The organism is Streptomyces sp. AM25, from assembly GCF_058146165.1.
This window is the reverse complement of record NZ_JBKIWN010000138.1, coordinates 66,950-91,161: the sequence shown is the minus strand read 5'-3', so window position 1 is coordinate 91,161 and position 24,212 is coordinate 66,950. Positions and strand designations below refer to the sequence as shown.

Below are 24,212 nucleotides of genomic sequence, written 5' to 3'. Positions count from 1 at the left end.
GCAGGGCGGTCGGCCGTCGGGTGCGGGCCCGGCACACCTGCGGACGACCGGTTACCTCCGCAGCAGCGTCACGTCCTGCGTGCGCCCCGCCAGAAACGTCGGCAACGGCAACCCCATCGCGCCCCGCCGCATCCGCATCAGCGTGGCCTCCACCTTGGCCCCGCCCGGCCGGACGGCCGGCTCCTCGGGGCGGCCGGTGTTGCGCCAGCGGTGCTCCTGGCCGTCGCACACGGCCCTGGTGCCGCCGATGGCGCGCACCAGCTGGCTGCTCTGCCGGAGGTTGGTGGCCACGTACACCGGCTCGCCCGCGTCGCCGCCGCTGCACCGGTACGCCCCGGACAGGGCGACGGTGCCGTCGGGGGCGACGGAGCCGAGGCGGTCGACGGAGAGCCGGTAGACCGGGGTGCCGACGGCGTGGGCGGCGGCGGGCGGCGGAACGGCGCCGAACAGGGCGGCGCCGAGGGAGATGACGAGAGCGCGACGGGTGCGCGACATGGACGGTTCCTCTTCCGTGTCTCTGGCTACGAGCCGCCAGGGATACCCGAATTGTCCGTTCCGGCGCCCGAGGCGCGCCGTCAGCCGGCGTGCAGCATCAGACCGATGCCGACCACCATCAGGCCTGCGGCCGCCACGCGGGGGCCGCCGAACCGCTCCTTCATGAACAGCGCGCCGATGGCTGCTCCCACGATGATGGACGACTCGCGCAGGGCGGCGATCGGCGCCAGTTCCGCCTGCGTCTGCGCCCACAGCACCAGCCCGTAGGCGAACACCGACAGCAGGCCGCCGAGCAGGCCGCGCACGGCGAACGGGCGGATCTCCGCGAGGAGCCGGCCGCGCCGGGAGACCAACGCCCAGGCCGGGATGGCCAGTCCCTCCAGGACCATCAGCCAGGCGATGAAGCCGAGGGGCGAGTGCGCGGCGCGCACCCCGAGCCCGTCGATGACGGTGTACACGGCGATGGCCAGCCCCGTCGCGACCGCGGCCCCGACCGCGGGCCACTGGGCCCCGCGGCCGCGGATCCCCCACAGGGCGAGCCCGACCAGCCCGGCGGAGGCCACGGCCACGCCCGCGAGCTGCCACAGCCCGGGCAGCTCGCCCGCGAAGACCGCGGCGAGGACGGTGACGACGAGCGGCGCGGTACCGCGGGCGATCGGGTACATCTGCCCGAAGTCGCCGAGGCTGAACGACCGCATGAGCAGGGCCTGGTAGACGACGTGCACGACGGCGGAGGCGAGGAGGTACGGCCACGCGGCGGCGGCCGGCGTCGCGGCGAAGGGGAGCAGCACGAGGCCGCAGAGGGCGCCTCCGCCGCCGACGAAGGTGAAGGCGAGGAGCTGGTCCTTGATGTTGTGGGCTATCGCGTTCCAACTGGCGTGGGTTATGGCGGCGATGAGGACGGCGACCGCGACGGTGAGGGTCATGGACGTGATCCTTCCTCAATCACCGGCGGGACCGGGGCCCGGCCACCCCGCCGCTACCCCACGGACCGCAGCACCGCCGCCACGATCGGTCCCGCCGAGTCACCCCCGTGCCCGCCCTGCGGGACCACGGCCGCGGCCGCCACGTCCCCGCGGTACGCCGTGAACCAGCCGTTCGGCGTGGCCTGGCCGTCCACCTCCGCGGAGCCGGTCTTGGCCCCGATGTCCCCGCCGAGGCCGGACATCGCGCCGGCCCCCGTCCCCGCCGTGGCGGTGAGCCGCATCATCGAGCGGAGGTCCGAGGCCACGCCGGACGGCAACGACCGCGGGGCGCGGGCGAGTTCGCGGCCGTCCACCGACGGGTCCACCAGGTACGGCTGCCGGAACGACCCGTGGCGGACCGTGGCGGCCACCGAGGCCATCGTCAGCGGGTTCATCTGCACCCGGCCCTGCCCGATCATCGCGGCGGCCTTGCCGGCCCCGGAGTCCGACGGGACCTTGCCGTCGAACGTGGAGATGCCCGCCTTCCAGTCCAGCCCGATGCCGAAGACGTCGCGCGCCTCGTCCGCGAGCGCGGTGTCGGACAACTGGCCGGCCAGGGAGACGAACGCCGTGTTGCAGGACGCGGCGAAGTCCTGGGCGAACGTCGCGCCCGGGTTCTCGCTCTTCTCCACGTTGTGGAACTGCATGCCGTACGTCGCGAACTTGGGGCACGGCAGCGGCTTGCCCGGCGACGCCTTGCCCTGCTCCAGCAGCACTGCCGACGTCAGGATCTTCATCGTGGAACCGGGGGCGGTCGTCCCGCCGACCGCCGCGTTGAACCCCGCCTTCTGCGCGTTGGCGATGGCCAGGATCTCGCCCGTGCTCGGCTTGACCGACACCACCGAGGCGTCGGCATGCCGGGCGACCGCCGCCTCGGCCGCGCGCTGCGCACCCGCGTCGATCGTCGTGCGCAGCGTGCCCGGCTTGCCCTTGGAGACCACGAACAGCGTCTTGCCCGGCGCACCGCCGGCGCCCTGGCTGCGCACCTCGACCCCCGGCTGCCCGCCCGCCTTCTCCCCGAACCGCTTGCGCAGTTCGGGCAGGAGCGGGGCGATCGAGGGGTACTCCTTGGGGTCCAGCTCCTTGCCGTCACGGTCGGCGGCGACGACCTGCGGGGCATCCGTCGCCGCCGTCTTCAGCGACTCGCCGGCGGCCAACTGCGGGTGCAGGACGGCGGGCTGCCAGTCGACCAGCGGACGGCCGCTGCCCCGGCCCCGCACCACGGCGAGCGAGGACTCGTACGTCCACGTCGACCGCTGCGCGCCGAGGGCCACCTCCGCGGTGACCGTGAAGGGCACCGTGGCGCCCGAAGCAGCCGCCTGACGGAACGTCACCTTCTCGACATGGGCGGCGTCGCGGTAGCCGGTCAGCGCCGCCGTCGCCGCCTGGGCGTTGTCTGTCAGGCCCGCGGCCTTCTCCGCGTCGCCCGCCTCCCACGCCGCGAGGAAGTCGCGGGCGGTCGACTCCACTTCGCTCGCGCTCGGCGGCCCCGTCTCCACCGGTGCCGCCTGCGTGTGCGCGGAACCGCCGTCGCCGCCGATGGCGTCGGCGAGGTTCCAGACCCCCAGGCCCGCCGCCCCCACCAGCGCGGCGGCGACCCCGCCGACGGCGTACTTCGCACCCTTGTGCATGCCGTTCCCCCTCCTGGCCCCCACGGTTCCCCCCATGGCTCGGACCAGCTTTTAATCAGTCGATTAAATCTTCAGGGGAACTCTACGGGACAGGAGTGACATACGGCGCGAGGGTGGCCGGAACGTTTCACACAGGCGGTCAGATCCAGGTGTCGAACCACATCCGGTTGCGCCACGCGTCGATCGGGATCGCCTGGCCCGTGTAAAGGGGCCAGAAGTACACGAAGTTCCACACGATCAGCAGGACCAGCGTCCCCGCGACGACCGCACCGCTCACCCGGCGCCGCTCCGAGGAACCGCGCGGCCCGAGGATGGCCCCGATCATCATGGCCACGGCGAGGCACAGGAACGGCGCGAACACCACGGCGTAGAAGACGAAAATCGTGCGTTCCTGCCACAGGAACCACGGCAGATACCCCGCAGCCACCCCGCACAGCACCGCCCCCGCACGCCAGTCACGCCGCAGCACCCAGCGGTAGAGCAGGTACAGCAGCGCGAAGCAGGCCGCCCACCACAGCAGCGGCGTGCCCAGCGCGAGCACCTCACGCGCACACTTGCCGGCCGCATCCGCCGGACACCCGTCCTGGCCGGGCTTGGGGGACTCGTAGAAATAGGAGACCGGGCGCGCCTGGACCAGCCAGCTCCACGGATTCGACTGGTACGTGTGCGGCGAGGAGAGCGTGGTGTTGAAGTCCCACACCTGCTGCTCGTAATGCCACAGACTGCGCAGCGGGTTGAGGATCCCGTCGAGGAGACCGCCCGTGCCGTGCCCGCCCTCGGTCTCGGCGTAGTGCCGGTCGTAGCCGCTGTGCTGCCAGCCCAGCGAAGGGCTGAACGTGCCGCTCTTACGGAACCAGCCCGCCCACGAGGCGACATAGACGCCCAGCGCCACCGGCACCGTCGACAAAAACGCCCACGGCACATCGCGGCGCAGCGCCGAGCGCCAGGGGTGCAGCGCCCCGGCGGTGCGCCGGGAGCCGGCGTCCCAGAGCACGGTCATCAGGCCGAACGCGGCCAGGAAGACGGCCCCGTTCCACTTCGTGGCGCAGGCCAGGCCCAGCAGGACGCCGGCCGCCAGCCGCCAGGGGCGCAGGCCCAGGCGCAGCCGGCCGCCCACGGCGGGATCGGCATGTGCCTCGCCGTCCTCGTCCCCGGGCAGGGCCGCCGCCAGGCGCGAGCGTGCGTGGTCGCGGTCGACGAGGAGGCAGCCGAAGGCCCCCAGCACGAAGAACATCAGCACCGTGTCGAGCAGCGCGGTACGGCTCATCACGAAATGCAGCCCGTCCACCGCCAGCAGCCCGCCGGCCAGACAGCCCAGGAAGGTGGAACGGAACAGACGACGGCCGATACGGCACAGCATCAGCACCGAGAGCGTGCCCAGCAGCGCGACCATGAACCGCCAGCCGAAAGGGTTCAGCCCGAAGAGCTGCTCACCGATACCGATGACCCACTTGCCCACCGGGGGGTGGACGACGTACGCCGCGGCGTCGCCGACGTACGAATGCCCGGCGATGATCTTGTCGTTGGCGTCCTTGGGCCAGTCGACCTCGTAGCCGTACTTCCACAGGGCCCAGGCGTCCTTGGCGTAGTACGTCTCGTCGAATATCACCGCATTCGGACTGCCCAGGTTCCAGAACCGGGTCAGGCCTGCGAGCAGGGCGACGGCCAGGGGGGCCGCCCAGCCCGTGGAACGGGCCAGGCGGTAGGCCAGGACCGGGCCGGCGCCCAGCGCCTCCCATACCCGCGTGCCCGGCTCGGGGTAGGGCGGCACGAGCCGCTCCCGCACGCCCGTTCGACTCCGTCGGCCCGTGTAGCCGTAGCGACGGAGCCTGTGCTGCCACGGGTGCGGGTTCCGTTCCTGGGTCGCGGTGTCAGTGCTCACCGCGCCATCGTATGGAACGGGGCTGTGAGAGGGCCCGTCCTGTCGGTGCGGGTCGGCTTCGGTTGCTCGCGCAGTGCCCCGCGCCCCTTACGGGGCGCCCCTCAGCGCCGCGCGCAGCCCCAGGTTTCCGATCAGGATCCCGCCGTCCACCGGCAGCGTCACCCCCGTGATCCACGCCGCGTCCTCCGACGCCAGGAACGCCACCGCCGCCGCGATGTCCTCCGGGCGTCCCACGCGCCCCAGCGGATACAGGGGCGCGGCCCGTTCCAACGCGGCTTCCCGGCCTGCCCAGTTGGGCGTGTCCACCGTGCCCGGCGCGACCAGGTTGACCCGGACCCCGCGCGGGGCGCACTGGCCCGCCAGGGTGCGCGTCAGGCTCGCGAGCCCGGCCTTGGCCGCGCTGTAGGCGTGGTTGCCGAAGTCCTGCTCCCCGTTGACCGAGCCGATGCTGACCACCGCGCCGCGGCCCCCGGCGGCGGCCAGGTGCGGCATGGCCGCCCGGACGCAGCGGAAGGCGCCGTTCAGCGTGATGTCGAGGTCGCGCTGCCAGGCCTCGTCCGTCTCGTCCTCGACGAGCGCCGGGTCCGGATGGCAGGCGAAGGCGTTGTTGACCAGGACGTCCAGCCCGCCGAACCGCTCCACGGCCGCTGCCACCGCCGCCTCGACCGCGGCCCGGTCGCCCACGTCGCAGGGCGCCGCCTCCGCCGTCAGGCCCGTCTCCCGGATGCCCGCCGCCGCCTTCTCCGCGCGCTCCCCGTCCACGTCGGTGACGAGCACCCGCGCGCCCTCGGCGGCGAGGCGCCGCGCGGTGGCCGCGCCGATGCCGCGCCCGGCGCCGGTGATCAGGACCGTCCAGCCGTCGAACCGTCTCAGCACACGGAGTGACTACCCGGCGAGCGACTTCGCAACCGCCCGCACCAGCGCCTGGGCCCGCGGGTCGGCGGTGACGTTCTTCTGCATGCCGTTGGTGACGTAGCCGAAGGAGATGCCCGACTCGGGGTCGGCGAAGGCGAGCGAGCCGCCGCGGCCGGGGTGGCCGAAGGAGCCGGGGCCCAGCAGCGGGCAGGCCGCGCCGTGCAGCATGTAGCCCAGTCCGAAGCGGGTGCCCACCATCAGGACCCGGTCCGGGCCCGCCGACTCCTCGGTGCGGGCGAGGGTCAGGGTGGCGGGGGCGAAGAGGCGGTGGCCGCCGTCGACGACGCCGGTCAGGGAGGCGTAGAAGCGGGCCAGCGCGTCGGAGGTGGCGATGCCCGCGGAGGCGGGGAGCTCGCCGGCCCGGTAGGCCGGGTCGTTCTCGTCCGGGTGCGGGTCGATCGCCGCGAAGGCGCGGCGGGTGAGGGACTCCGGATCGCGGTAGGCGTCGGTGACGGACTGCTTGGCGCGGACGCGCAGCCCTGCCGAGGCGGGCGCGGGCGGGGCCTCGATGTCGGCTATCCGGCCGACGCGGTCGCGCTCGGCGTCCGGCAGGCCTATCCACAGGTCGAGGCCCAGCGGGCCGGCGATCTCCTCGGCGACCCAGGTGCCGAGCGTGCGCCCGGTGACGCGCAGGACCAGCTCGCCGAGCAGCCAGCTGTAGGTCTGGGCGTGGTAGCCGTGGTCGGTGCCGGGCTCCCAGGCGGGCGCCTGTTCGGCGAGCGCACGCGGGCCGCTGACGCCGTCGACGGCCTCGGCCGGGGTGAGCGGGGCGTCGAGCACGGGCAGCCCGGCGCGGTGCGCGAGCAGGTGCCGGACGAGGACGCGCTCCTTGCCGGCCGCCTTGAACTCGGGCCAGTACGTGCCGACGGGCGCGTCCAGGTCGACCTGGCCGCGCTGGTGCAGGAGCAGCAGGACCGCGGCGGCGACGCCCTTGGTGGCGGAGCGGACGACCTGCGCGGTGCCGTGCCGCCAGGGCTCGTCGCCGGAGTCGGCGTCCCGGGTGCCGGCGTGGAGGTCGACGACCTTGGTGCCGTCGCGGTAGACGGTGACGGCGGCGCCGCGTTCGCCGCGGAGGGCGAAGTTGTCTGCGAAGGCGGTGCGGACGGGTTCGAACCCGTCCGCCGTCGTGCCGTGGACGTCCACTGGTACTGCTCCTGCCGTGCCGATTGCTGCCAGTCCACCATGGTGCAACGTGTCCGATTCGCGCGTTGCACGGGGGTGGGCGGGGCCGGGGCCCGGGTCAGGCCTCGGTGCGGGCGGCCGGGGCGGGCGCGGGCCGGACGTGGGCGGTCCACTTCTCCTCGACGCGGGCGGCCTTCCAGACCACCATCGCGAGCAGCCACGTGACGAAGAACATGCCGACGATGACGAAACCGACCGTGTTCAGGTCGAGTCCGCCGATCCAGTCCCAGAACGCGCCGTGCAGGTCCAGCTTGTCGGCGATCAGGCCGAGCAGTTCGACGGTGCCGATGACGAGCGCCACGGCCACGGACAGGCCGGTGATGACGAGGTTGTAGTAGACCTTGCGGACGGGCTTGGAGAAGGCCCAGCCGTAGGCGAAGTTCATGAACGAGCCGTCGATGGTGTCCAGCAGCGACATGCCCGCCGCGAAGAGCACCGGCAGGCACAGGATCGCGTACCAGGGCAGGCCCGAGGCGGCGCCGGAGCCGGCCAGGACCAGCAGGGCCACCTCGGTGGCGGTGTCGAAGCCCAGCCCGAAGAGCAGGCCCAGCGGGTACATCTGCCACGGCTTGCTGATCGACTTCATGACGCGGCCGAGCAGCCGGTTCATGAGCCCGCGGTTGTTCAGTTGCTCCTCCAGCGCCGCCTCGTCGAAGTGGCCGGCGCGCATCTGCCGGAAGACCTTCCAGATCCCGGCCAGGATCACCACGTTGAAGATCGCGATGAGGTAGAGGAAGGCGCCGGAGACGGTGGTGCCGATCCAGCCGGTGATCTCGTGGAGCCCGGAGTTCTCGTTCTGGACGGGCCCGGCCAGGGCCTTGACGCCGAGGGCGAGCAGGAAGGTCAGGCCGAAGACGACGCTGGAGTGGCCGAGCGAGAACCAGAAGCCCACCGACAGCGGCCGCTTGCCCTCGTGCATCAGCTTGCGCGTGGTGTTGTCGATGGCCGCGATGTGGTCGGCGTCGAAGGCGTGCCGCATGCCGAGGGTGTAGGCGGTGACGCCGATGCCGACGCCGAAGGTCTTCGTGCCCAGGGTGTGGTGCTCGGGGGCCACGACGGCCACGAGTGTGAACCACCCGATGACGTGCAGGGCGAGGATGAAGGCGGCCATGCCGCCCATGCGGCGCCACTCGGCGCCCGTCATCACCGCCGGTATGCGGCGCAGGCGGGAGGGAACGGAGCTGGCCACGGCAGGACCTTCCTACGGGTGAGCAAAAGACGGCACACCGTAGGCGCGTTCCTGCCGTAGCTGCAAGCCATGTGCAGCTGAGTGCGCCGATGCCCGGGGGCCGCGCGCTACTGCGCCGCCCGGCTCCCCGTGTCCACCGGCACCGTCGCCCTGGCCGCGCGGGCCGCGTCCGCCGCGACCTGCTCGGCGGTCAGCACGTAGCCGGTCTCCGAGTCGGCCGTGGAGCGGGCGAAGACCACCCCGTAGACCTTCCCCGACGGGGTCAGCAGCGGGCCGCCGGAGTTGCCGGGGCGGACCGTGGAGCGCACGGAGAAGACGTCGCGGGTGGTGACGCCGTCGCCGTAGATGTCCTGGCCCTTGGCCCGGAGCTCGTTGGCGACGGTCGCGGCGCGCAGGTCCAGACCGCCGTTCTCGGGGTAGCCGGCGACGACCGCGGCGTCCCCGCGCTTGGCGCTCTTGTCGAAGGGCAGGACGGGCGCGTCCAGGCCCGGCACGTCCAGGACGGCCACGTCCTTCTTCGGGTCGAAGAGGACGACCTTCGCCCGGTACGTCCGCCCGACGCCGCCCACGCGGACGGTCGGGTCGGTGACCCCGGCCACCACGTGCGCATTGGTCATCACGTGCTCGTCGGCGTAGACGAAGCCGCTGCCCTCCTGGCCGCGGCGGCCGCTGCCGACGTCCGCGACGCCCTCGATCTTGACGACGCTGTCGCGCGCCGCCTGGGTGGCGGCGGTGGTGACCGCGTCGCCCGAGGGCTTGGGCACGCTGGTGGCGGGCTCGCTCTCGAACGGGTTGAACACCTGCGGGAAGCCCGCCCCCGCCAGGGCGTCCGTGGTGCGGCTGAACCAGGTGGGCGCCTGCTCGGGCATCGCCTTCTGCACGGCGCCGAGCAGCGAGGACTCCCGGATCTCGCGGGTGAGCAGGGTGGAGTTCGCCGAGACCAGCACGCTCGCGGCCACCCAGGCGACCAGGAGGGCGGCCAGCGAGTTCACGGCGGCGCCGCCGGCGCCGTCGAGGCCCCGGACCGGGGCCCAGGTCAGGTTGCGGCGCAGCCGCCAGGCGAGCCGGCCGGCCAGGCCGTGGCCGATGCCGGCCGGGATCAGGACGACGAGCACGGCGACGACGGCGGCCGTCGCGGTGCCGGGTTCGAAGGGGCGCAGGACGTACGGGAGCGCCCACACGCCGAGGACGGCTCCGCCGAGGAAGCCGGCGAGCAGGACGACGCTCGCCACGAGGCCGCGGCGGTAGCCGGAGACGGCATAGCCGATGACGACCAGCAACAGGAGCAGATCGAGCAGGTTCACACGCGGGCCCTTTCCTTGTCGCGCGCCCCCGATCGCGCCAATGGGGAAAACGTGGTTTGCAGCCCCCGCGGTTCCGCGGGGTGGGCTTTGCCACGTTTCCGGCTGCCCGCCATGGGGGGCGGTGCGTCGGCTGCGGGTGCGTCGTGGCTGGTCGCGCCCACGCGGCGGAGCCGCATGATGTGGCAGCCCCGCACCCCTTCGGGGCGCGATCACGCACCGCATCCCGCAGACGCCGACGGCGGCCCGCCCCCGCGGGAGGGTGGCCCCCACCGCGGCGGGCGAGCCGCCGTCGTTACAGGAAGGTCAGACCCGCGTCAGGCGCGGATCCTCGTCGGGGTCGACCGACGCGGTCGCCGGAGCCGCCGGCACGGCAAGGGCCTCGCCCTCGACGTCCACGTTGGGCAGGATCCTGCCCAGCCACGCGGGCAGCCACCAAGCGGCCTTGCCGAGAAGAGCCAGCACCGCCGGAACGATCGCCATGCGCACGACGAACGCATCGAAGAAGACCGCGATCGCGAGCCCGAAGCCCATCATCTTGATCATCGATTCCGACGAGCCGATGAAGCCGGCGAAGACGCTGATCATGATGACCGCCGCGGCGGTCACCACCCGCGCCCCGTGCCGGAAGCCCGTCACCACGGCCTCGCCCGGCTTCTCGCCGTGCACGAACGCCTCCCGCATGCGGGTCACGAGGAACACCTCGTAGTCCATCGCGAGGCCGAACACCACGCCCACCATGAAGATCGGCATCATGCTCATGATCGGGCCGGTCTCCTCGATCCCGAGGACCCCGCTGAGCCAGCCCCACTGGAAGACGGCGACGACGGCGCCCAGCGCGGCGACGACGGAGAGCAGGAAGCCCAGCGCCGCCTTGAGCGGCACCAGCACCGAGCGGAAGACGACCATCAGCAGCAGGAAGGCCAGGCCGACGACGAGCGCCAGGTAGGGCAGCAGGGCGTCGTTCAGCTTCTGCGAGACGTCGATGTTCATCGCCGTCTGGCCCGTGACGAGCACCTGGGCGCCCGTGTCGCCCTTGATGGACGCGCCCTTGTCGCGGATCGCGTGGACGAGGTCCTCGGTCTCCTTGCCGCTGGGCTTGGACTTGGGGATGACGGTGATCGTCGCGGTGTCGCCGGCGTGGTTGAAGCGGGCCGGGGTGACCATGGCGACGTCGTCCAGGCCCTTGACCGTCTTCTCCACGGACTGCGCCGCGGCCTTCGGGTCGTCGCTCTTGGCGGCGTCGACGACCAGCATCAGCGGCCCGTTGAAGCCCGCGCCGAAGCCGTCCGACAGCAGGTCGTACGCCTTGCGCTGGGTCGTCTTCGTGGGCTGCGAGCCGTCGTCCGGCAGGCCCAGCTCCAGCGAGGCGGCCGGGACGGCGATCGCGCCGAGGCCGATCACACCGGCCAGCAGCACCAGCACCGGACGGCGCAGCACGAAGCGGGCCCAGCGGGTGCCCATGTTGGGCTTTGCGTCCCCGGCCGCGTCCGCGGCGCCCTTGCGGGCCTTGCGGGAGAGCACCTTGCGGCCCCAGAAGCCCAGCAGCGCCGGGATCAGGGTGAGGGCGATCAGCACCGCGATGGCGACCGTGCCGGCCGCGGCGAGACCCATCTGGGTCAGGATCGGGATGTTGACGACCGCCAGGCCGGCCAGCGCGATGACGACCGTGAGGCCGGCGAAGACCACGGCGGAGCCGGCCGTGCCGACGGCCCGTCCCGCGGCCTCCTCGCGCTCGCGGCCCTCGGCTATCTCGGCGCGGTAGCGGGAGACGATGAAGAGCGCGTAGTCGATGCCGACCGCGAGGCCGATCATCATCGCGAGCGTCGAGGTGTTGCTGGAGAGGCCCAGCGTGGCGGAGAGCGCGGTGATCGAGGAGATGCCGATGCCGACGCCGATGATCGCGGTCAGCAGCGGCAGCCCTGCCGCGACCAGCGAGCCGAAGGTGATCAGCAGCACGAAGGCGGAGACCACCATGCCGAAGACCTCGGTGTTGCCGCCCTCGGGCATGGACTGCAGCGCGCTGCCGCCGGTCTCGACGGTCAGCCCGGCGTCACGCCCGTGCTGGGCCGAGTCCTTGAGGTTGGTGCGCGAGTCCTCGGTGAGCTCGTTGGACTTCACCTTGTAGGTGACCGACGCGTACGCCGTGGACCCGTCCTTGCTGACGGCCCTGGCCTGGAACGGGTCGGCGACGGACTCGACCTGCGAGCCGCCGTCCTTCAGCTCGGCGACGACCGTCTCGACCTTCGCCTTGTTCTTGGGGTCGGTGAGCTTCTGGCCCTCGGGGGCCTTGAACACCAGGCGTGCGTTGGCGCCGTCGGCGCGCTCACCGGGGAAACGCTTCTCCAGCATGTCGAAGGCGTGCTGCGCCTCGGTGCCGGGGATGGAGAAGCTGTCGTTGGTGGCTTTGGAGGCGGTGGCGGCGCCCACGCCGGCGAGCGCCAGCAGCGTCACCCATATCAGGGCGACGTACCAGCGGCGCCGGAAGGCGAGCCGGCCGAGTTTGTAGAGGAACGTGGCCACGAGGCGGGTGCTCCCGTCGGGTCGGTGCGGAGGATTACGGGCATGGGAGACCAGCCCGACGACGAGAGCGGCGTGTCAGGTGGTTCTTGTGGGTTGTGGAGCTAGAGGCCGAGAGCGGGGATGATCACGGCGTCGATGTAGCGGCTGAGGTACTCCGGGTCCGCGGTGCGGTCCTCGATCAGCGGACGGGCGACGAAGCCGCCGAGCAGCATGTGCCCGACGAACGCCAGCGCCGGATTGTCCGCCTCGATCTCCCCCCGGTCGACGGCCCGCCGGAACATCGCGTCCAGGGCGTCCATCTCGGGCTGGATCAGCAGCTCGCGCAGTGCCTGTTTCAGGTCCGAATCACGGTGGATCGCATGTTGGAGCCCCCGCATGAGGGCCGCGTCCTTGTCCATTCGTTCCTGGTCGGCGCTGCACACCATGGACCGGAGGTCACCGCGCACCGTGCCGGTGTCGATGTCCGCCAGACTCATCGGCTTGTTGTGCCGCAGCGCGCTCGCGACCAGCTCGGGCTTGCCCTTCCACTGGCGGTAGAGGGTGGCCTTGCTGGCGCGGGTCCGGGCGGCGACGGCGTCCATCGTGAGGGCGTCGTAACCGACCTCGCGCAGAAGTGCGAGAACCGCCTCGTAGAGTTCGGCCTCGCGTTCGGGCGTCAACCGGGTGCGGCGCACCGCCGGCTTGGGTGTGGCCGTCGACATTCCGCCTCCTTCCCGGCTGAACTTGCCGAACCCGTCGTACGAAACGGTTTCGTACCGTACGAGCGTAAGCCGGGCGGGAGCGAAACGGGACCGTTTCGATGGTGTTCTCGGTCACGGCGGGAGACGGACCGAGTTGCCGCTGGCCCTACCGGCCGAAACCATGGTGTCTGTGAGCGACGCACGCGCGGCCTCCGAGCCGCAGACCAGCACGAAGCCTGCAGCTTCGCCGCGCGGGCGGAGAAGCGAACGATCAAATGCAGCGAGCGACGCACGCGCGGCCTCCGAGCCGCAGACGAGCACACGGCCTGCGGGTTCGCCGGACTGCGGCTCGTACCTGCGGTTCCCTCATCTCCACGGGGACCTCCTCTGTTTCGTCGCGGAGGACGACATGTGGCTCGCGCCGCTGCCCCCGCCCGGAAACCGCGCAAGCGGAAGGGCCTGGCGGCTGACGGTGGACCGCACCCGCTGCGGGCATCCGCGGTTCTCCCCCGACGGGGAGTCGATCGCCTTCACCACCTGGCGCAGCCTGGATCCCGAGATCCATCTCGTGCCCGTCTCCGGCGGGCCCGCCCGCCGGCTCAGCCACTGGGGCAGCAGCGACGCCCGGGTCTGCGGCTGGGCGCCCTCCGACCGCGGCGACGGGTACGACATCCTCGCCGTCTCCTCGCACGGCCAGCCGTTCTCCTACTTCTCCTGGGCCTACCGGCTGCCCACCGACGGCAGTCCGGGCCTGCGGCTGCCGTGGGGCCCGGTGTCCGACATCGCGATGGGCGACGTCGGCGGCGAGCACCGCACCCTGCTGCTCGCGGGCAAGCCGCCGCACGAACCCGCCTCCTGGAAGCGCTACCGGGGCGGCGCCACGGGCAGACTGTGGCTGCACGGACAGCGGCTGGTGCCGGATCTGAACGGCCACCTGGACTCGGTGATGTTCGTGGGCGGCCGGATCGCGTTCCTCTCCGACCACGAGGGCACCGGCAACCTCTACTCCGTCCTCCCCGACGGCTCGGACCTGCGCCGGCACACCGACCACGCCGACTTCTACGCCCGGCACGCCTCCACCGACGGCTCGCGCGTGGTCTACCAGTGCGCGGGCGCGCTGTGGCTGGTGGAGGACTTCGGCCCGGACGCCGTCCCGCGCCGGCTGGACGTCCGCCTCGGCGGCCCGCGTGCCGGGCGCCGCACCTACCAGGTGCAGGCCTCGAACCACGTCGACGCGCTGGCCGTCGACACCACCGGCCGGGCCAGCGCCGTGCAGGTACGCGGCAGCCTCTACTGGCTCACCCACCGCGACGGCCCCGCCCGGGCCATCGCCGACACCCCGGGCGTGCGGGTGCGGCTGCCGGAGATGCTCGGCTCGACCGGCCGGATCGCGTACGTGACGGACGCCGAGGGCGAGGACGCCATCGAGATCGCCCAACTGCCGCGCGCCGCCGGGCCGTCCGTGCCGCACCGGCTGGCGGCCGGGCGGATCGGGCGGGTGCACGAGACGCTCGCCTCGCCGGACGGGGCCCGCCTGGCCGTCGCCGCGCACGACGGGCGGCTGCTGCTGGTGGACACCTCGACGGAGGGCACGGGCGAGGTCACCGAGCTGGTCCGGTCCGTCAACGGGCCCGTGCGCGACCTGTCGTTCTCCCCCGACTCGGCCTGGCTCGCCTGGTCCCACCCCCGCGTCGGCCGGTCGCTGCGGCAGATCAAGATCGCCAAGCTGGCGGACGGGACGGTCGTGGACGTCACCAACGGCCGCTTCGAGGACGAGCAGCCGGTGTTCACCCGCGACGGCCGCTACCTCGCCTTCCTCTCCTGGCGCGGCTTCGACCCCGTCTACGACGTGCACACCGGCGACCTGTCCTTCCCGCTCGGCTGCCGCCCCTACCTCGTCCCGCTGTCCTCGGCCACGCCCTCGCCGTTCGCGCTGACCATCGAGGGCCGCCCGGCGGGCGGCGGGCTCGACCAGGAGAACGGCGGCGGCGAGGAGGGCGCGACCCTGGTCGAGGCCGAGGGACTGGAGAGCCGGGTGACGCCCTTCCCCGTCGCGGCCTCCAAGTACTCGCACCTCTACCCCGTCAACGGCGGCGGGCTGGTGTGGCTGCGCTGGCCGATCTCCGGCGCGCTCGGCGAGACCTTCGCCAACCCCGCCGACACCTCCGGCCGCCCCACCCTGGAGCACTTCGACCTGGCCAAGGCCAAGCGCTCCGAACTCACCTCGTCCATCGACTGGTTCGCGGTCAGCGGCGACGGCACCCGGCTCGTCGTCAACGACGAGGGCGACCTGCGGGCCGTGCCCGCGACCGAGTCCGGCGACCCCGAGTCGACCGTCTTCATCGACATGCGCCGCATCCTGCACGAGGTCGACCCGGCGGAGGAGTGGCGGCAGGCGTACGCGGAGGCGGGCCGGATCATCCGGGCGTACTTCTGGGAGCCGGGCATGTGCGGCATCGACTGGGACGCGGTGCTGGAGCAGTACCGGCCGCTGGTCGAACGGGTCGCCTCCCCCGACGACTTCGCCGACCTGCTCCGCGAGGTCCTCGGCGAACTGGGCACCTCGCACGCCTACGTCACCCCCGCCCGCCGCAACGAGGGCCCGCCGCACTACCAGCGCGCGATCGGCCTGCTCGGCGCGAATCTGACGCACCTGAAGGACGGCAGCTGGGCCGTGCGGCGCATCCTGCCCGGCGACTCCTCGGACTCCAAGGCCCGTTCCCCGCTGGCCGGTTCGGGCATCCGCGAGGGTTCGATCCTCACCCACATCGACGGCCGCCCGGTCGACCCGGTCGCCGGCCCGTACCCGCTGCTGGCGGCGGCCGGCGGCACCACGGTCGAGCTGGCCTTCCACCCGCCCGAGGCCGACGGGCACGCGCGCCGCGTCGCCGTCGTCCCGCTCGTCGACGAACGGCCGCTGCGCTACCAGGACTGGGTGGCCAAACGCCGCGCGGTCGTGCGGGAGTTGAGCGGCGGCAAGTGCGGCTACCTGCACATCCCCGACATGGGCGGATCCGGCTGGGCGCAGTTCAACCGCGACCTGCGGATGGAGATGTCGCTCCCGGCCCTGATCGTCGACGTGCGCGGCAACGCGGGCGGCAACATCAGCGAGCTCGTGGTGGAGAAGCTCACCCGCACCATCATCGGCTGGGACCTCACGCGCGACGCCCAGCCCGTCTCGTACGCGAGCAACGCGCCGCGCGGCCCGGTCGTCGCCATCGCCGACGAAATGACCTCCTCCGACGGCGACATGATCACCGCGGCCTTCAAGCTCCAGGGCATCGGCCCGGTCGTGGGCCTGCGCACCTGGGGCGGCGTGGTCGGCATGACCGGACGGCACCGGCTGGGCGACGGCACCTCGATCACGGTGCCGATGAACGCGGCCTGGTTCGACGCGTACCGGTGGGGCGTGGAGAACCACGGCGTGGAGCCGGACATCGAGGTGGACCGCACACCGCTGGACTGGGCGGAGGGGCGGCACAAGCAGCTGGACGATGCGGTGGCGCTGGCGCTGGACCTTTTGGAGCGGCACGGGGCGGCTGCGCCGCCGGACTATTCGGGGGTACCGGATCTGCGTCGGCCGGTGCTGCCGCCGCGGGCCTGACTTCTTCTGCGGGTCGTCAGTGGTTGATCGCGCAGTTCCCCGCGCCCCTTACGGGGCGCGGGGAACTGATCGGGAAGGGGCGCGGGGAACTGTGCGACCAGCCACGACGAGCCCGCAGTCGACGCACTGCACCTACCGCGGAGCGCCTAGTCGCCCAGGTCGTCCTGGATGTCGTCCAGCGACTGCTGGCGGCCCTGCTGCTCGCGCTGTTGCTGCTGCTCGCGCACCTTGTCCTGCGCCTGCTGGCCGCGCTGCTGCGCCTGCTGCTTCGACTGCTGCGCCTTCTGCCTGGCCTGCTGCGCCTTCTTCTGCATGTCGTCCTTCATGCCCATGCTGTGCTCACTCCTCAGGGGTGATGATGGTCGGGCACGGCCAGCCTCACACGCAGGAACGAAAGCCGCATTTCGATCAACCACGCTCCGTGCGCGCCTTGGTGTCCGCCAGCCCTCCCGCGCCCACCAGCCCGTCGGGCAGGGCCGTCAGCCGGGACTCCACACGCCGCATCTCACGCCGCCCGCCCAGGGCGATCAGCCCCGGCAGCGCCGAGCGCACCGGCTGCATGCCGCGCAGCCACCACTGGGCGTACACGTGCGCCGAGCGGCGCTCGATGCCCGCCACGAGCCGGTCGACGGCGGGGCCGAGCGGGTACGTGCGGTTGGCGGGCCACGGCAGCCGCTGCCGCAGCTCCCGCATCACGTCGGTCTCGTCCGCGCCGCGCACCATGTCCGTGTCGGTCCAGCTGAGATACGCCACCCCGACCCGTACGCCCTTGTGCCCCACCTCGGCGCGCAGGCAGTGCGCGTACGCCTCCACGCCCGCCTTCGACGCGCAGTACGCGGTCATCATCGGCGCGGGCGCGAGGGCGGCGAGCGAGGCGATCTGCAGCAGGTAGCCGCGGCTCTCGGCCAGGACGGGCAGGAAGGCCCGCCCGGTGACGGCGCTGCCGACCAGGTTCACCTCGACGACGCGGCGCCACGCCTCCGGGTCGGAGGCGGTCAGCGGACCGCCCGCGGCCACACCGGCGTTGGCGACGACGATGTCCACCTTGCCGAAGCGGGCCTTGACCTCGCGGGCCACCTGGGTCATGGCCGCGTGGTCGGTGACGTCGGCGTGCCAGTGCGCGGAGTCGGTGCGCAACGTCTCGGCGACGCGCCGCAGTTCGGCGGGCTCCAGGCCCACGAGGGCCACGTGCGCCCCGCGCGCGGCCAGCTTGCGGGAGAGCAGCTCCCCCACGCCGCGGGCGGCCCCGGTGACGACGGCGACCTGGCCGGCCAGGCTCGTACGGGCGCTCACCGGGCGGCCTCCGCCGGTATCCGGGCGGCGCGCAGCAGCTGGTACTCGGCGAGGTCGACGCGGCGGGTGACCCGGCGGAACTCGCCCGTACTCCCGGGCCAGACCACGGTGTTGCGGCCCTCCGCGTCGAGGTACCAGCTGTCGCAGCCGCCGGTGTTCCAGACGGTGCGCTGCAGCCGGTGCTGCAGGCGCCGGTTCCAGGCGCGGACGGCGGAGGGGCGGGCGTCGAGCGCGGCGCGGCCGCCGAGGGTGCCGAGCTGGCGGAGGAAGTCGGCGAGGTAGTTCAGCTGCGCCTCGATGATGAGGATCATCGAGCTGTTCCCGAGGCCGGTGTTGGGCCCGATGATGGTGAGGAAGTTGGGAAAGCCGGCGGCGCTGGTGCCGCGCAGCGCGGCCATGCCGTCCTTCCACTCCTCGGCGAGCGTGGTCCCGGCGGCGCCGGTGACGCGCCCGGCGATGGGCAGGTCGGTCACCCGGAAACCCGTGCCGAAGACGATGGCGTCGGCCTCGGCCTCCGTGCCGTCGGCGGCGACGAGCGTGGAGCCGCGCACCTCGGCGAGCCCGGAGGGGACGAGGTCGACGTTGGGCTGCGCGAGGGCCGGGTAGTAGTCGTTGGACAGCAGGATGCGCTTGCAGCCGATCCGGTAGTCCGGGGTGAGTCGGGCGCGCATCCCCGGATCCTTGATCGCCTTGGCCATGTGGGACTTGGCGAGGCCCTCTATCCAGCCCAGCTGGTCCGGCCATCTGGTGAACAGGTTGACCTGCACCTCCCTGATGCCCCACAGCGCCCCGCGGCGCAGGGCGCGGGTGGCGGGCACCCGGGTGTGCAGCCAGCGCTCGGCCGCGGTGATCCGCCGGTCGGCACGCGGCAGCACCCAGGGCGGGGTGCGCTGGAAGAGCGTGAGCCGCCGGACGTCCGGCTGGATGCCGGGCACGAGCTGGATGGCGGAGGCGCCGGTGCCGATGACGGCGACGCGCTTGCCGCGCAGGTCGTAGGAGTGGTCCCAGCGGGAGGAGTGGAAGACCTTGCCGGGGAAGCCGGAGAGCCCCGGCACGTCCGGCACCCTGGGGTCGGCGAGCGGCCCGGTCGCGGAGACGACGACGTCGGCGGTGAGGGCGCGGCCGCCGGCGTCGATCTCCCAGAGCAGCCGCTCGGCATCCCACCGCATGGCTCTCACCTCGGAGTCGAACCGTATGTGGGGCCGCAGCCCGAAGACGTCGGTGACCCGCTCCAGGTAGGCACGGATGTGCTCCTGGCCGGAGAAGTTGCGCGGCCACTCGGGGTTGGGGGCGAAGGAGAAGGAGTAGAGGTGGGAGGGGACGTCGCAGGCACAGCCCGGATAGGTGTTGTCCCGCCAGGTACCCCCGACGGCTCCGGCGCGCTCCAGGACCACGAAGTCGGTGACCCCTTCCCGCCGCAGCCGCACGGCCGCCCCCAGCCCGCCGAACCCTGCCCCGATCACCGCCACCCGTACGTGCTCGGTCATGTCTGCCGCAGCCTCCCCGGATCGCCGAAGGTGCCAGCAATCGCTGGCACAGTCGGGAGCGTAAGCCAGGGGGTGTTCGCGGCGATAGAGGTCCGGGGCAAAGGAGTTACCGAGGGTCACGTGTGCTGCGGCGGGCGAATAATCGCGAATCGCGCCGGACGGGGTGCCCCTCGCACACCAAGCTGGGTCCGTTGTGTCCGACGACGAGGGGAACGGCCATGGCACGACGACTGCGGGTCCTCGGCAGCACATCGGGAATCGGCGACTGCCCGACTCTCTACGAAGACCTGGACACCGGGGAAGTGCTCGTACAAGGCGATGCGGTGACCGACCCTGGCGACGTGGCCCAGCTGAAACACGTCAAGGACGGCGAGGCCTTTGTGGTCGTCCCTCGCGAGCTTCTGGTGAACTTCGCACCGAAGGAGCCCCACCACGTGACGCGGTTCGTTCCGCAACAGGAGATCAACGAGTTCATCAACGACGGGTTCGCACACACCGCATGGCGCCTGGAGACCCGCACCGGCTACGCATCGGACCAGGCGATGCCGTCGTACCGGGAGTTCCTGCGGACCGGCGACACGGCCGGTGAAGCCGGCCACCCGTGGTTCGACAACGTGCGACGCATGGTCGCGAACGGCAAACGGTTCGAGCGCGTACGGCTCGTGGACGACCCGCCCACGACCGGCCAGCGATACCTCCTCGCCTGTGCCCGTACCAACGTCGCGGCGAGCGAGGACATCCGGTACCTGTGGCGCAGCGACGCCGAGCAGTACGGGCTGAATCTCTGGGACTTCTGGCTGTTCGACTCGCGCACGGTGGCCCGCTTCCACTTCGACGGCGAACGGACCGTCGGCATGGAGCTGATCACGGAACCGGCAGAGGTGCTGCGCGCCTGCCGGGTCCGTGACACCGCATGGCACTACGCCACGCGCTACGAGGAGTTCAGGGGTCGGGTACCTTCCGCTGTGTGACGACCGACTTCCAGCACGCCTGGCTGTCCCTCGGCGCGCGGCTCCGGGAGCTGCGCGCCGAGGCCGGGCTGCCGGGCAGGGAACTGGCCGCGCGACTCGGGTGGCCGCAGTCCAAGGTCAGCAAGCTGGAGAACGGCAAGCAGACACCCACCACCGCCGATCTCACCGCATGGGCCGGGGGAACGGGGCATCCGGATGCGGCCGCAGAACTCGTGGGGCGGCTGCGCGGCCTGGAGACGCAGTACCGTTCGTGGCGGCGCCAGCTTGCGGGGGGATACCGCTCCGTCCAAGAAGCACACGGCGCACAGGCCCGCAGGACCCGCATGCGGCGAAGTTTCGACCCCACGCTGATCCCCGGCCTCCTGCAGACCCCGGAGTACGCCCGTGCCGTCCTGACCCGCTATTCCGCGATCCACACGGCGCCACCCCGCGACATCGACACCGCCGTGCGGACCCGCGTGGACCGCCAGTCCGTCCTCGGCGAGCCCCACCGCGTCTTCCACTTCCTGATCTGGGAGGGAGCGCTGCGCGCTCGCCCATGCCCGCCAGAGGTGCTGGCGCAGCAGCTCGAACGCGTGGCCGCACGCCTTGCTCCCGGATCGGTACGGGTCGGCATCGTCCCTTTCACAGCCGACATGAACGTACCCGCCGGAGTCGGTTTCTCCATCCATGACGACGAGTTGGTCATCACCGAGAGCTGGCACGCCGAGATGTGGCTGGACGACCCTCTGGACGTGGCGCTGCATGATCGCGCCTGGAAGGCGCTTGAGCGGAACGCCGTCTACGGGCCCGATGCGCATCGCATCATCGTCGGAGCACGCCGCGGCCTGGATGCTGCGCTCGAATATCCGTGAATCAAGCAGCGTCCGTCCAACGCGCCCTGTCTAACGTCCTGTTCATGGAGAACACGCACGAAGTGACAGCGGCCACCGACGCCCCCGGCCCGAAGCCCGGCACCCCCGCCCTCGACACCCGGACCGGCCGCCTGGGCATCGTCATGGGCAGCGAGGGCCCCTACGTCCAGCTCCGCCCGCAGGGCGGCGGCCGTGAGTGGGACTGCCCGCCCGCGCGCATCCGGCCCGTCGGGACGACGAAGCGTTGCGTCGAATGCTCCACGATCAAGGCCGAACATGCGGAAGCCGTCGCCACAGGCGACATGAGCAGGGCGACCGACTGCACCGTCCTGATGGGACGCCATCAGCGCGAAGCACATGCACGAGCCGGAGCCGCCGCCCACCCGGCCTCTCCGGGGGGCTTCGGGCCCGCACCGCACCCGCCGAAAAAGCGGCACCGGAATGCGGCATTACTCTGGGAAAAGCCCCGGCCGTCTGGGAGCTTTGTTCTCACCCTGCACCTCCCCCACGCGGATGCAACGGAGTGAAGAGAAATGGCCCGTGCTGCAGGAAAATTCGGCAAGCTGAGCCCGCAGTTCCCGGTCGTGCTCAAGGAGTTCACCGCTTATGCCGCGGCTCCGCTGCCCGCGCCGCCGGACGCGGTGGACTGGGCGAAGAACGTCACCGCCTGGCCCATGGACGGCAACGACCGCTACGGCGACTGCACGATGGCCGCCGCCGCGCACACGATCCAGTCGTGGAACGCCCAGACCGGCGCCAAGGACCCGGTGCCGACCGAGCAGCAGGTGATCGACGAGTACCTGCACCTGTCCGGCGGCGAGGACACCGGGCTCGTCGAGTCCCAGGTCCTCAAGTCCTGGCAGAACAGCGGCCTCTGGGGCAACAAGGCGGTGGCCTACGCGCCCGTCAACGTCCACGACCTGACCGCGATCAAGCAGACCATCAGCCTCTTCGGCGGCGTCTACGCCGGCATCCAGGTCCCGTCCAACGCCCAGGACCAGTTCTCCGCGGGCAAGCCGTGGACCCTGGACCCCGGCTGGCAGGACCAGCCGATCGAGGGCGGCCACGCGATCCCGCTGCTCGGCTACGACGCGGACTGGCTGTACTGCATCACCTGGGGCGCGGTGCAGCCGATCGCGTGGGACTGGTGGTCCACGTACTCCGACGAGGCGTGGGCGGTGCTCTCGCAGGAGTACAAGGAGGCCGGCAAGGTCAACGGCATAGACCTGGCGACGCTGCAGGCGGACCTGCAGAGGGTGTGAGGGTGCGCCCCGCAAGGGGCGCGGGGCTCCTTACGATGTGCGGCTCCGCCGCGTGGGCGCGACAAGCCACGACGAGCCCGCAGCCGACTACGCAGCCCCGAACACGGCAGTCACAGGCGCGTGATCACTCCACCGCTCCGCATGGGAGGCGGCCCGCTCCACAACGGCCTTACGAGCGCGGGCCGCGAGGCCGGCGGTGGCGGCGAGGTAATCGATCCGCCACCCCGAATCGTTGTCGAAGGCCCGGCCCCGGTACGACCACCACGAGTACGGCCCCGCCACATCCGGATGAAGGGCCCGCACCACGTCCGTGTACTGCTCGAACACCTCGGACAGCCAGGCCCGTTCCTCCGGAAGGAACCCGGCGCTCTTGCGGTTGGCCTTCCAGTTCTTGAGGTCCGCCTCGGTGTGCGCGATGTTCCAGTCGCCGCACACCAGCGCCTCGCGCCCGTCCGCCTCCGCGCGGGCGCGCAGCCCGGTCAGGTACGGCAGGAACTCCGCCATGAAGCGTTCCTTCTCGTCCTGCCGCTCCGTGCCGACCTCGCCCGAGGGCAGGTAGAGGCTGGCCACCGTCACGCCCGGCAGGTCGATCTCCGCGTAGCGGCCGCTGCCGTCGAACTCGGCCGAGCCGAAGCCGATCCGCACCGCGTCCGGCTCGCGCCGGGAGTAGACGGAGACGCCGGCGCGGCCCTTGGCCGCCGCCGGGGCGTGCACCACGTGCCAGCCCTCCGGCTCGCGCACCTCGTCGGGCAGCTGGTGCGGCTCGGCGCGCACCTCCTGGAGGCAGACGACATCCGCCTCGGTCTGTGCCAGCCACTCCACGAAGCCCTTTTTGGCCGCAGCACGCAGGCCGTTCACGTTCACGGTCGTCACGGTGAGCATTCCGGTACGGTACCCGTTTCCGTACGATCGGCGAATGCGGATCTTGCCGAGGTCGTACGACCATCCCGATGCCGTGAAACTCCAGGACCAGGTCCAACTCGAGTACGTGGAGCGGTACGGGGAACCCGACTTCACGGTCATGGACCCCGCCCAGTTCGTCCCGCCCTGTGGGCTGTATCTCATCGCGTACGAGGACGACGGGACGCCCGTCGCCACCGGCGGCTGGCGCGCGCAGGAGCGCAACGACGAGGGGTACGCGGACGGCGACGCCGAGATCAAGCGGATGTACGTCGCCCCGCGGGCACGCGGGCGCGGGCTGGCCCGCCGGATCCTGGCCGTGCTGGAGGACGACGCCCGGGCCGCGGGCCGGATACGGATGGTGCTGGAGACCGGGACCATGCAGCCGGAGGCGATCGCGCTCTACGCCTCGTCCGGCTACGCACCGGTCCCCCACCAGCGGAAGTTCGGCTTCTACCGCGCGTACGACAGCAGCCGCTGCTTCACCAAGCCGCTCACCGAGCCGCTCACCGGACCGCTCACGGTGCCGGCTTCGCCGGACTCGCCTTGATCGCCGCCTCGACCTCCGCCCGCACCTGCTCCGCGGGGTAGCGCCGTACCTCGCCGAACGGCTCCAGCAGCCGGTCCACCGGCTCGTGGCCCTCCTCCTGGACCTCGGCCATCAGCACGGTGGAGCCCGGCGGCACCTCGGCGGCCAGCATCTCCAGGGCCGCGTTCGAGGCCGTGGCCTCCCGGGCGTCGTGGATACCGCCGATCAGCCCGCCCGCACCGAAGCCGATCATGACGCCGAGCGGTCCGCCGAGGATGCCCAGCAGGCCGCCGAGCAGCCCGCCCATGGCGAAGGCGTGGGCGGTGCCGGTGTTGTCGACGGCGTCGGGGAAGTCCAGGGCCCCCTCCGCGTCCCGGGCGATGACGACGCCTTCGCGCAGGGTGATGTCGCCGTCGGAGTGCGCCTGGCGCAGGGCCTCCAGCGCGCGGTGGCCGCGCTCGCGGCTCGGCACGGTCATGAAGAGGACGTTGTCGTTCATGGCTTCCACTCTCGGGGCGGCCACCGGCCCGCGCACGTCAGCACACCCCG

General features: G+C 72.2%; 20 protein-coding genes and 1 pseudogene. 6 read left to right on the top strand and 15 right to left on the bottom strand.

Annotated elements, in window-relative coordinates; all coding sequences use genetic code 11:
• Window positions 1-51: 51 nt before the first annotated feature.
• The 10 genes from ACLHRZ_RS40180 to ACLHRZ_RS40135 form a co-directional block, all read right to left on the bottom strand.
• Entirely contained in the window at window positions 52-495 is a 444-nt protein-coding gene (locus tag ACLHRZ_RS40180; protein WP_490423556.1) for a DUF6299 family protein, read from the bottom strand.
• 80 nt (window positions 496-575) lie between these two features.
• The gene (locus ACLHRZ_RS40175) at window positions 576-1,421 is read right to left on the bottom strand and encodes an EamA family transporter (RefSeq protein WP_490423555.1); all 846 of its coding nucleotides are present in this window, start codon (window positions 1,419-1,421) and stop codon (window positions 576-578) included.
• A 53-nt stretch (window positions 1,422-1,474) separates the two neighbouring features.
• Window positions 1,475-3,091, bottom strand: coding sequence for a penicillin-binding transpeptidase domain-containing protein (locus tag ACLHRZ_RS40170; protein ID WP_490423554.1), 1,617 nt, complete (start codon window positions 3,089-3,091; stop codon window positions 1,475-1,477).
• Window positions 3,092-3,230: 139 nt separating this feature from the next.
• Window positions 3,231-4,973, bottom strand: coding sequence for a dolichyl-phosphate-mannose--protein mannosyltransferase (locus tag ACLHRZ_RS40165; protein WP_490423553.1), 1,743 nt, complete (start codon window positions 4,971-4,973; stop codon window positions 3,231-3,233).
• 87 nt (window positions 4,974-5,060) lie between these two features.
• Window positions 5,061-5,846 carry an SDR family NAD(P)-dependent oxidoreductase gene (locus ACLHRZ_RS40160; protein WP_490423656.1) on the bottom strand — a complete coding sequence of 262 codons (786 nt, stop codon included), beginning with the start codon at window positions 5,844-5,846 and terminating at the stop codon, window positions 5,061-5,063.
• A gap of 12 nt (window positions 5,847-5,858) precedes the next feature.
• On the bottom strand, window positions 5,859-7,031 hold the full coding sequence (locus tag ACLHRZ_RS40155; RefSeq protein ID WP_490423552.1) for a serine hydrolase domain-containing protein: 1,173 nt from the start codon (window positions 7,029-7,031) through the stop codon (window positions 5,859-5,861).
• Window positions 7,032-7,128: 97 nt separating this feature from the next.
• Entirely contained in the window at window positions 7,129-8,214 is a 1,086-nt protein-coding gene (nicT, locus tag ACLHRZ_RS40150) for a Nickel transporter NicT (protein ID WP_490423655.1), read from the bottom strand.
• Between the two features lie 152 nt (window positions 8,215-8,366).
• On the bottom strand, window positions 8,367-9,563 hold the full coding sequence (locus tag ACLHRZ_RS40145) for a MarP family serine protease (protein ID WP_490423551.1): 1,197 nt from the start codon (window positions 9,561-9,563) through the stop codon (window positions 8,367-8,369).
• Between the two features lie 303 nt (window positions 9,564-9,866).
• A complete protein-coding gene (locus ACLHRZ_RS40140) occupies window positions 9,867-12,083 on the bottom strand; it encodes an MMPL family transporter (RefSeq protein ID WP_490423550.1) in 2,217 nt (738 codons plus the stop codon).
• Between the two features lie 101 nt (window positions 12,084-12,184).
• The gene (locus tag ACLHRZ_RS40135; RefSeq protein WP_490423654.1) at window positions 12,185-12,757 is read right to left on the bottom strand and encodes a TetR/AcrR family transcriptional regulator; all 573 of its coding nucleotides are present in this window, start codon (window positions 12,755-12,757) and stop codon (window positions 12,185-12,187) included.
• A gap of 361 nt (window positions 12,758-13,118) precedes the next feature.
• Between ACLHRZ_RS40135 and ACLHRZ_RS40130 the strand changes: the two genes are divergently transcribed.
• On the top strand, window positions 13,119-16,367 hold the full coding sequence (locus ACLHRZ_RS40130) for a S41 family peptidase (RefSeq protein WP_490423653.1): 3,249 nt from the start codon (window positions 13,119-13,121) through the stop codon (window positions 16,365-16,367).
• A 146-nt stretch (window positions 16,368-16,513) separates the two neighbouring features.
• On the opposite strand, the gene ACLHRZ_RS40125 is transcribed toward ACLHRZ_RS40130, so the two are convergent.
• The 3 genes from ACLHRZ_RS40125 to ACLHRZ_RS40115 form a co-directional block, all read right to left on the bottom strand.
• The gene (locus tag ACLHRZ_RS40125) at window positions 16,514-16,699 is read right to left on the bottom strand and encodes a hypothetical protein (RefSeq protein ID WP_490423549.1); all 186 of its coding nucleotides are present in this window, start codon (window positions 16,697-16,699) and stop codon (window positions 16,514-16,516) included.
• Between the two features lie 76 nt (window positions 16,700-16,775).
• Window positions 16,776-17,660, bottom strand: coding sequence for an SDR family oxidoreductase (locus ACLHRZ_RS40120; RefSeq protein ID WP_490423548.1), 885 nt, complete (start codon window positions 17,658-17,660; stop codon window positions 16,776-16,778).
• Entirely contained in the window at window positions 17,657-19,147 is a 1,491-nt protein-coding gene (locus tag ACLHRZ_RS40115; protein ID WP_490423547.1) for a flavin-containing monooxygenase, read from the bottom strand. The genes ACLHRZ_RS40120 and ACLHRZ_RS40115 overlap by 4 nt, the downstream gene beginning before the upstream one ends.
• Window positions 19,148-19,365: 218 nt before the next feature.
• Here ACLHRZ_RS40115 and ACLHRZ_RS40110 point away from each other — a divergent pair, with 218 nt between their 5' ends.
• The 4 genes and pseudogenes from ACLHRZ_RS40110 (at window position 19,366) to ACLHRZ_RS40095 (ending at window position 22,234) form a co-directional block, all read left to right on the top strand.
• A complete protein-coding gene (locus tag ACLHRZ_RS40110) occupies window positions 19,366-20,118 on the top strand; it encodes a DUF6879 family protein (protein ID WP_490423546.1) in 753 nt (250 codons plus the stop codon).
• Window positions 20,115-20,972: a helix-turn-helix domain-containing protein gene (locus tag ACLHRZ_RS40105; protein ID WP_490423545.1), complete on the top strand. Its 858-nt coding sequence runs from the start codon at window positions 20,115-20,117 to the stop codon at window positions 20,970-20,972. Before ACLHRZ_RS40110 ends, ACLHRZ_RS40105 begins: the two co-directional genes overlap by 4 nt.
• A 44-nt stretch (window positions 20,973-21,016) precedes the next feature.
• Window positions 21,017-21,217: pseudogene (locus ACLHRZ_RS40100) on the top strand (hypothetical protein); the annotation flags it as partial.
• Between the two features lie 288 nt (window positions 21,218-21,505).
• Window positions 21,506-22,234, top strand: a complete 729-nt coding sequence (locus ACLHRZ_RS40095; RefSeq protein ID WP_490423544.1) for a hypothetical protein — start codon at window positions 21,506-21,508, stop codon at window positions 22,232-22,234.
• An 87-nt stretch (window positions 22,235-22,321) separates the two neighbouring features.
• On the opposite strand, the gene ACLHRZ_RS40090 is transcribed toward ACLHRZ_RS40095, so the two are convergent.
• On the bottom strand, window positions 22,322-23,116 hold the full coding sequence (locus ACLHRZ_RS40090) for an exodeoxyribonuclease III (RefSeq protein WP_490423543.1): 795 nt from the start codon (window positions 23,114-23,116) through the stop codon (window positions 22,322-22,324).
• A 34-nt stretch (window positions 23,117-23,150) separates the two neighbouring features.
• Here ACLHRZ_RS40090 and ACLHRZ_RS40085 point away from each other — a divergent pair, with 34 nt between their 5' ends.
• Window positions 23,151-23,684, top strand: a complete 534-nt coding sequence (locus ACLHRZ_RS40085; protein ID WP_490423542.1) for a GNAT family N-acetyltransferase — start codon at window positions 23,151-23,153, stop codon at window positions 23,682-23,684.
• Here the strand turns inward: ACLHRZ_RS40085 and ACLHRZ_RS40080 are convergent.
• Window positions 23,653-24,162: a DUF1269 domain-containing protein gene (locus ACLHRZ_RS40080; RefSeq protein WP_490423541.1), complete on the bottom strand. Its 510-nt coding sequence runs from the start codon at window positions 24,160-24,162 to the stop codon at window positions 23,653-23,655. The two genes, ACLHRZ_RS40085 and ACLHRZ_RS40080, sit on opposite strands and share 32 nt — an antisense overlap.
• Window positions 24,163-24,212 lie beyond the last annotated feature (50 nt).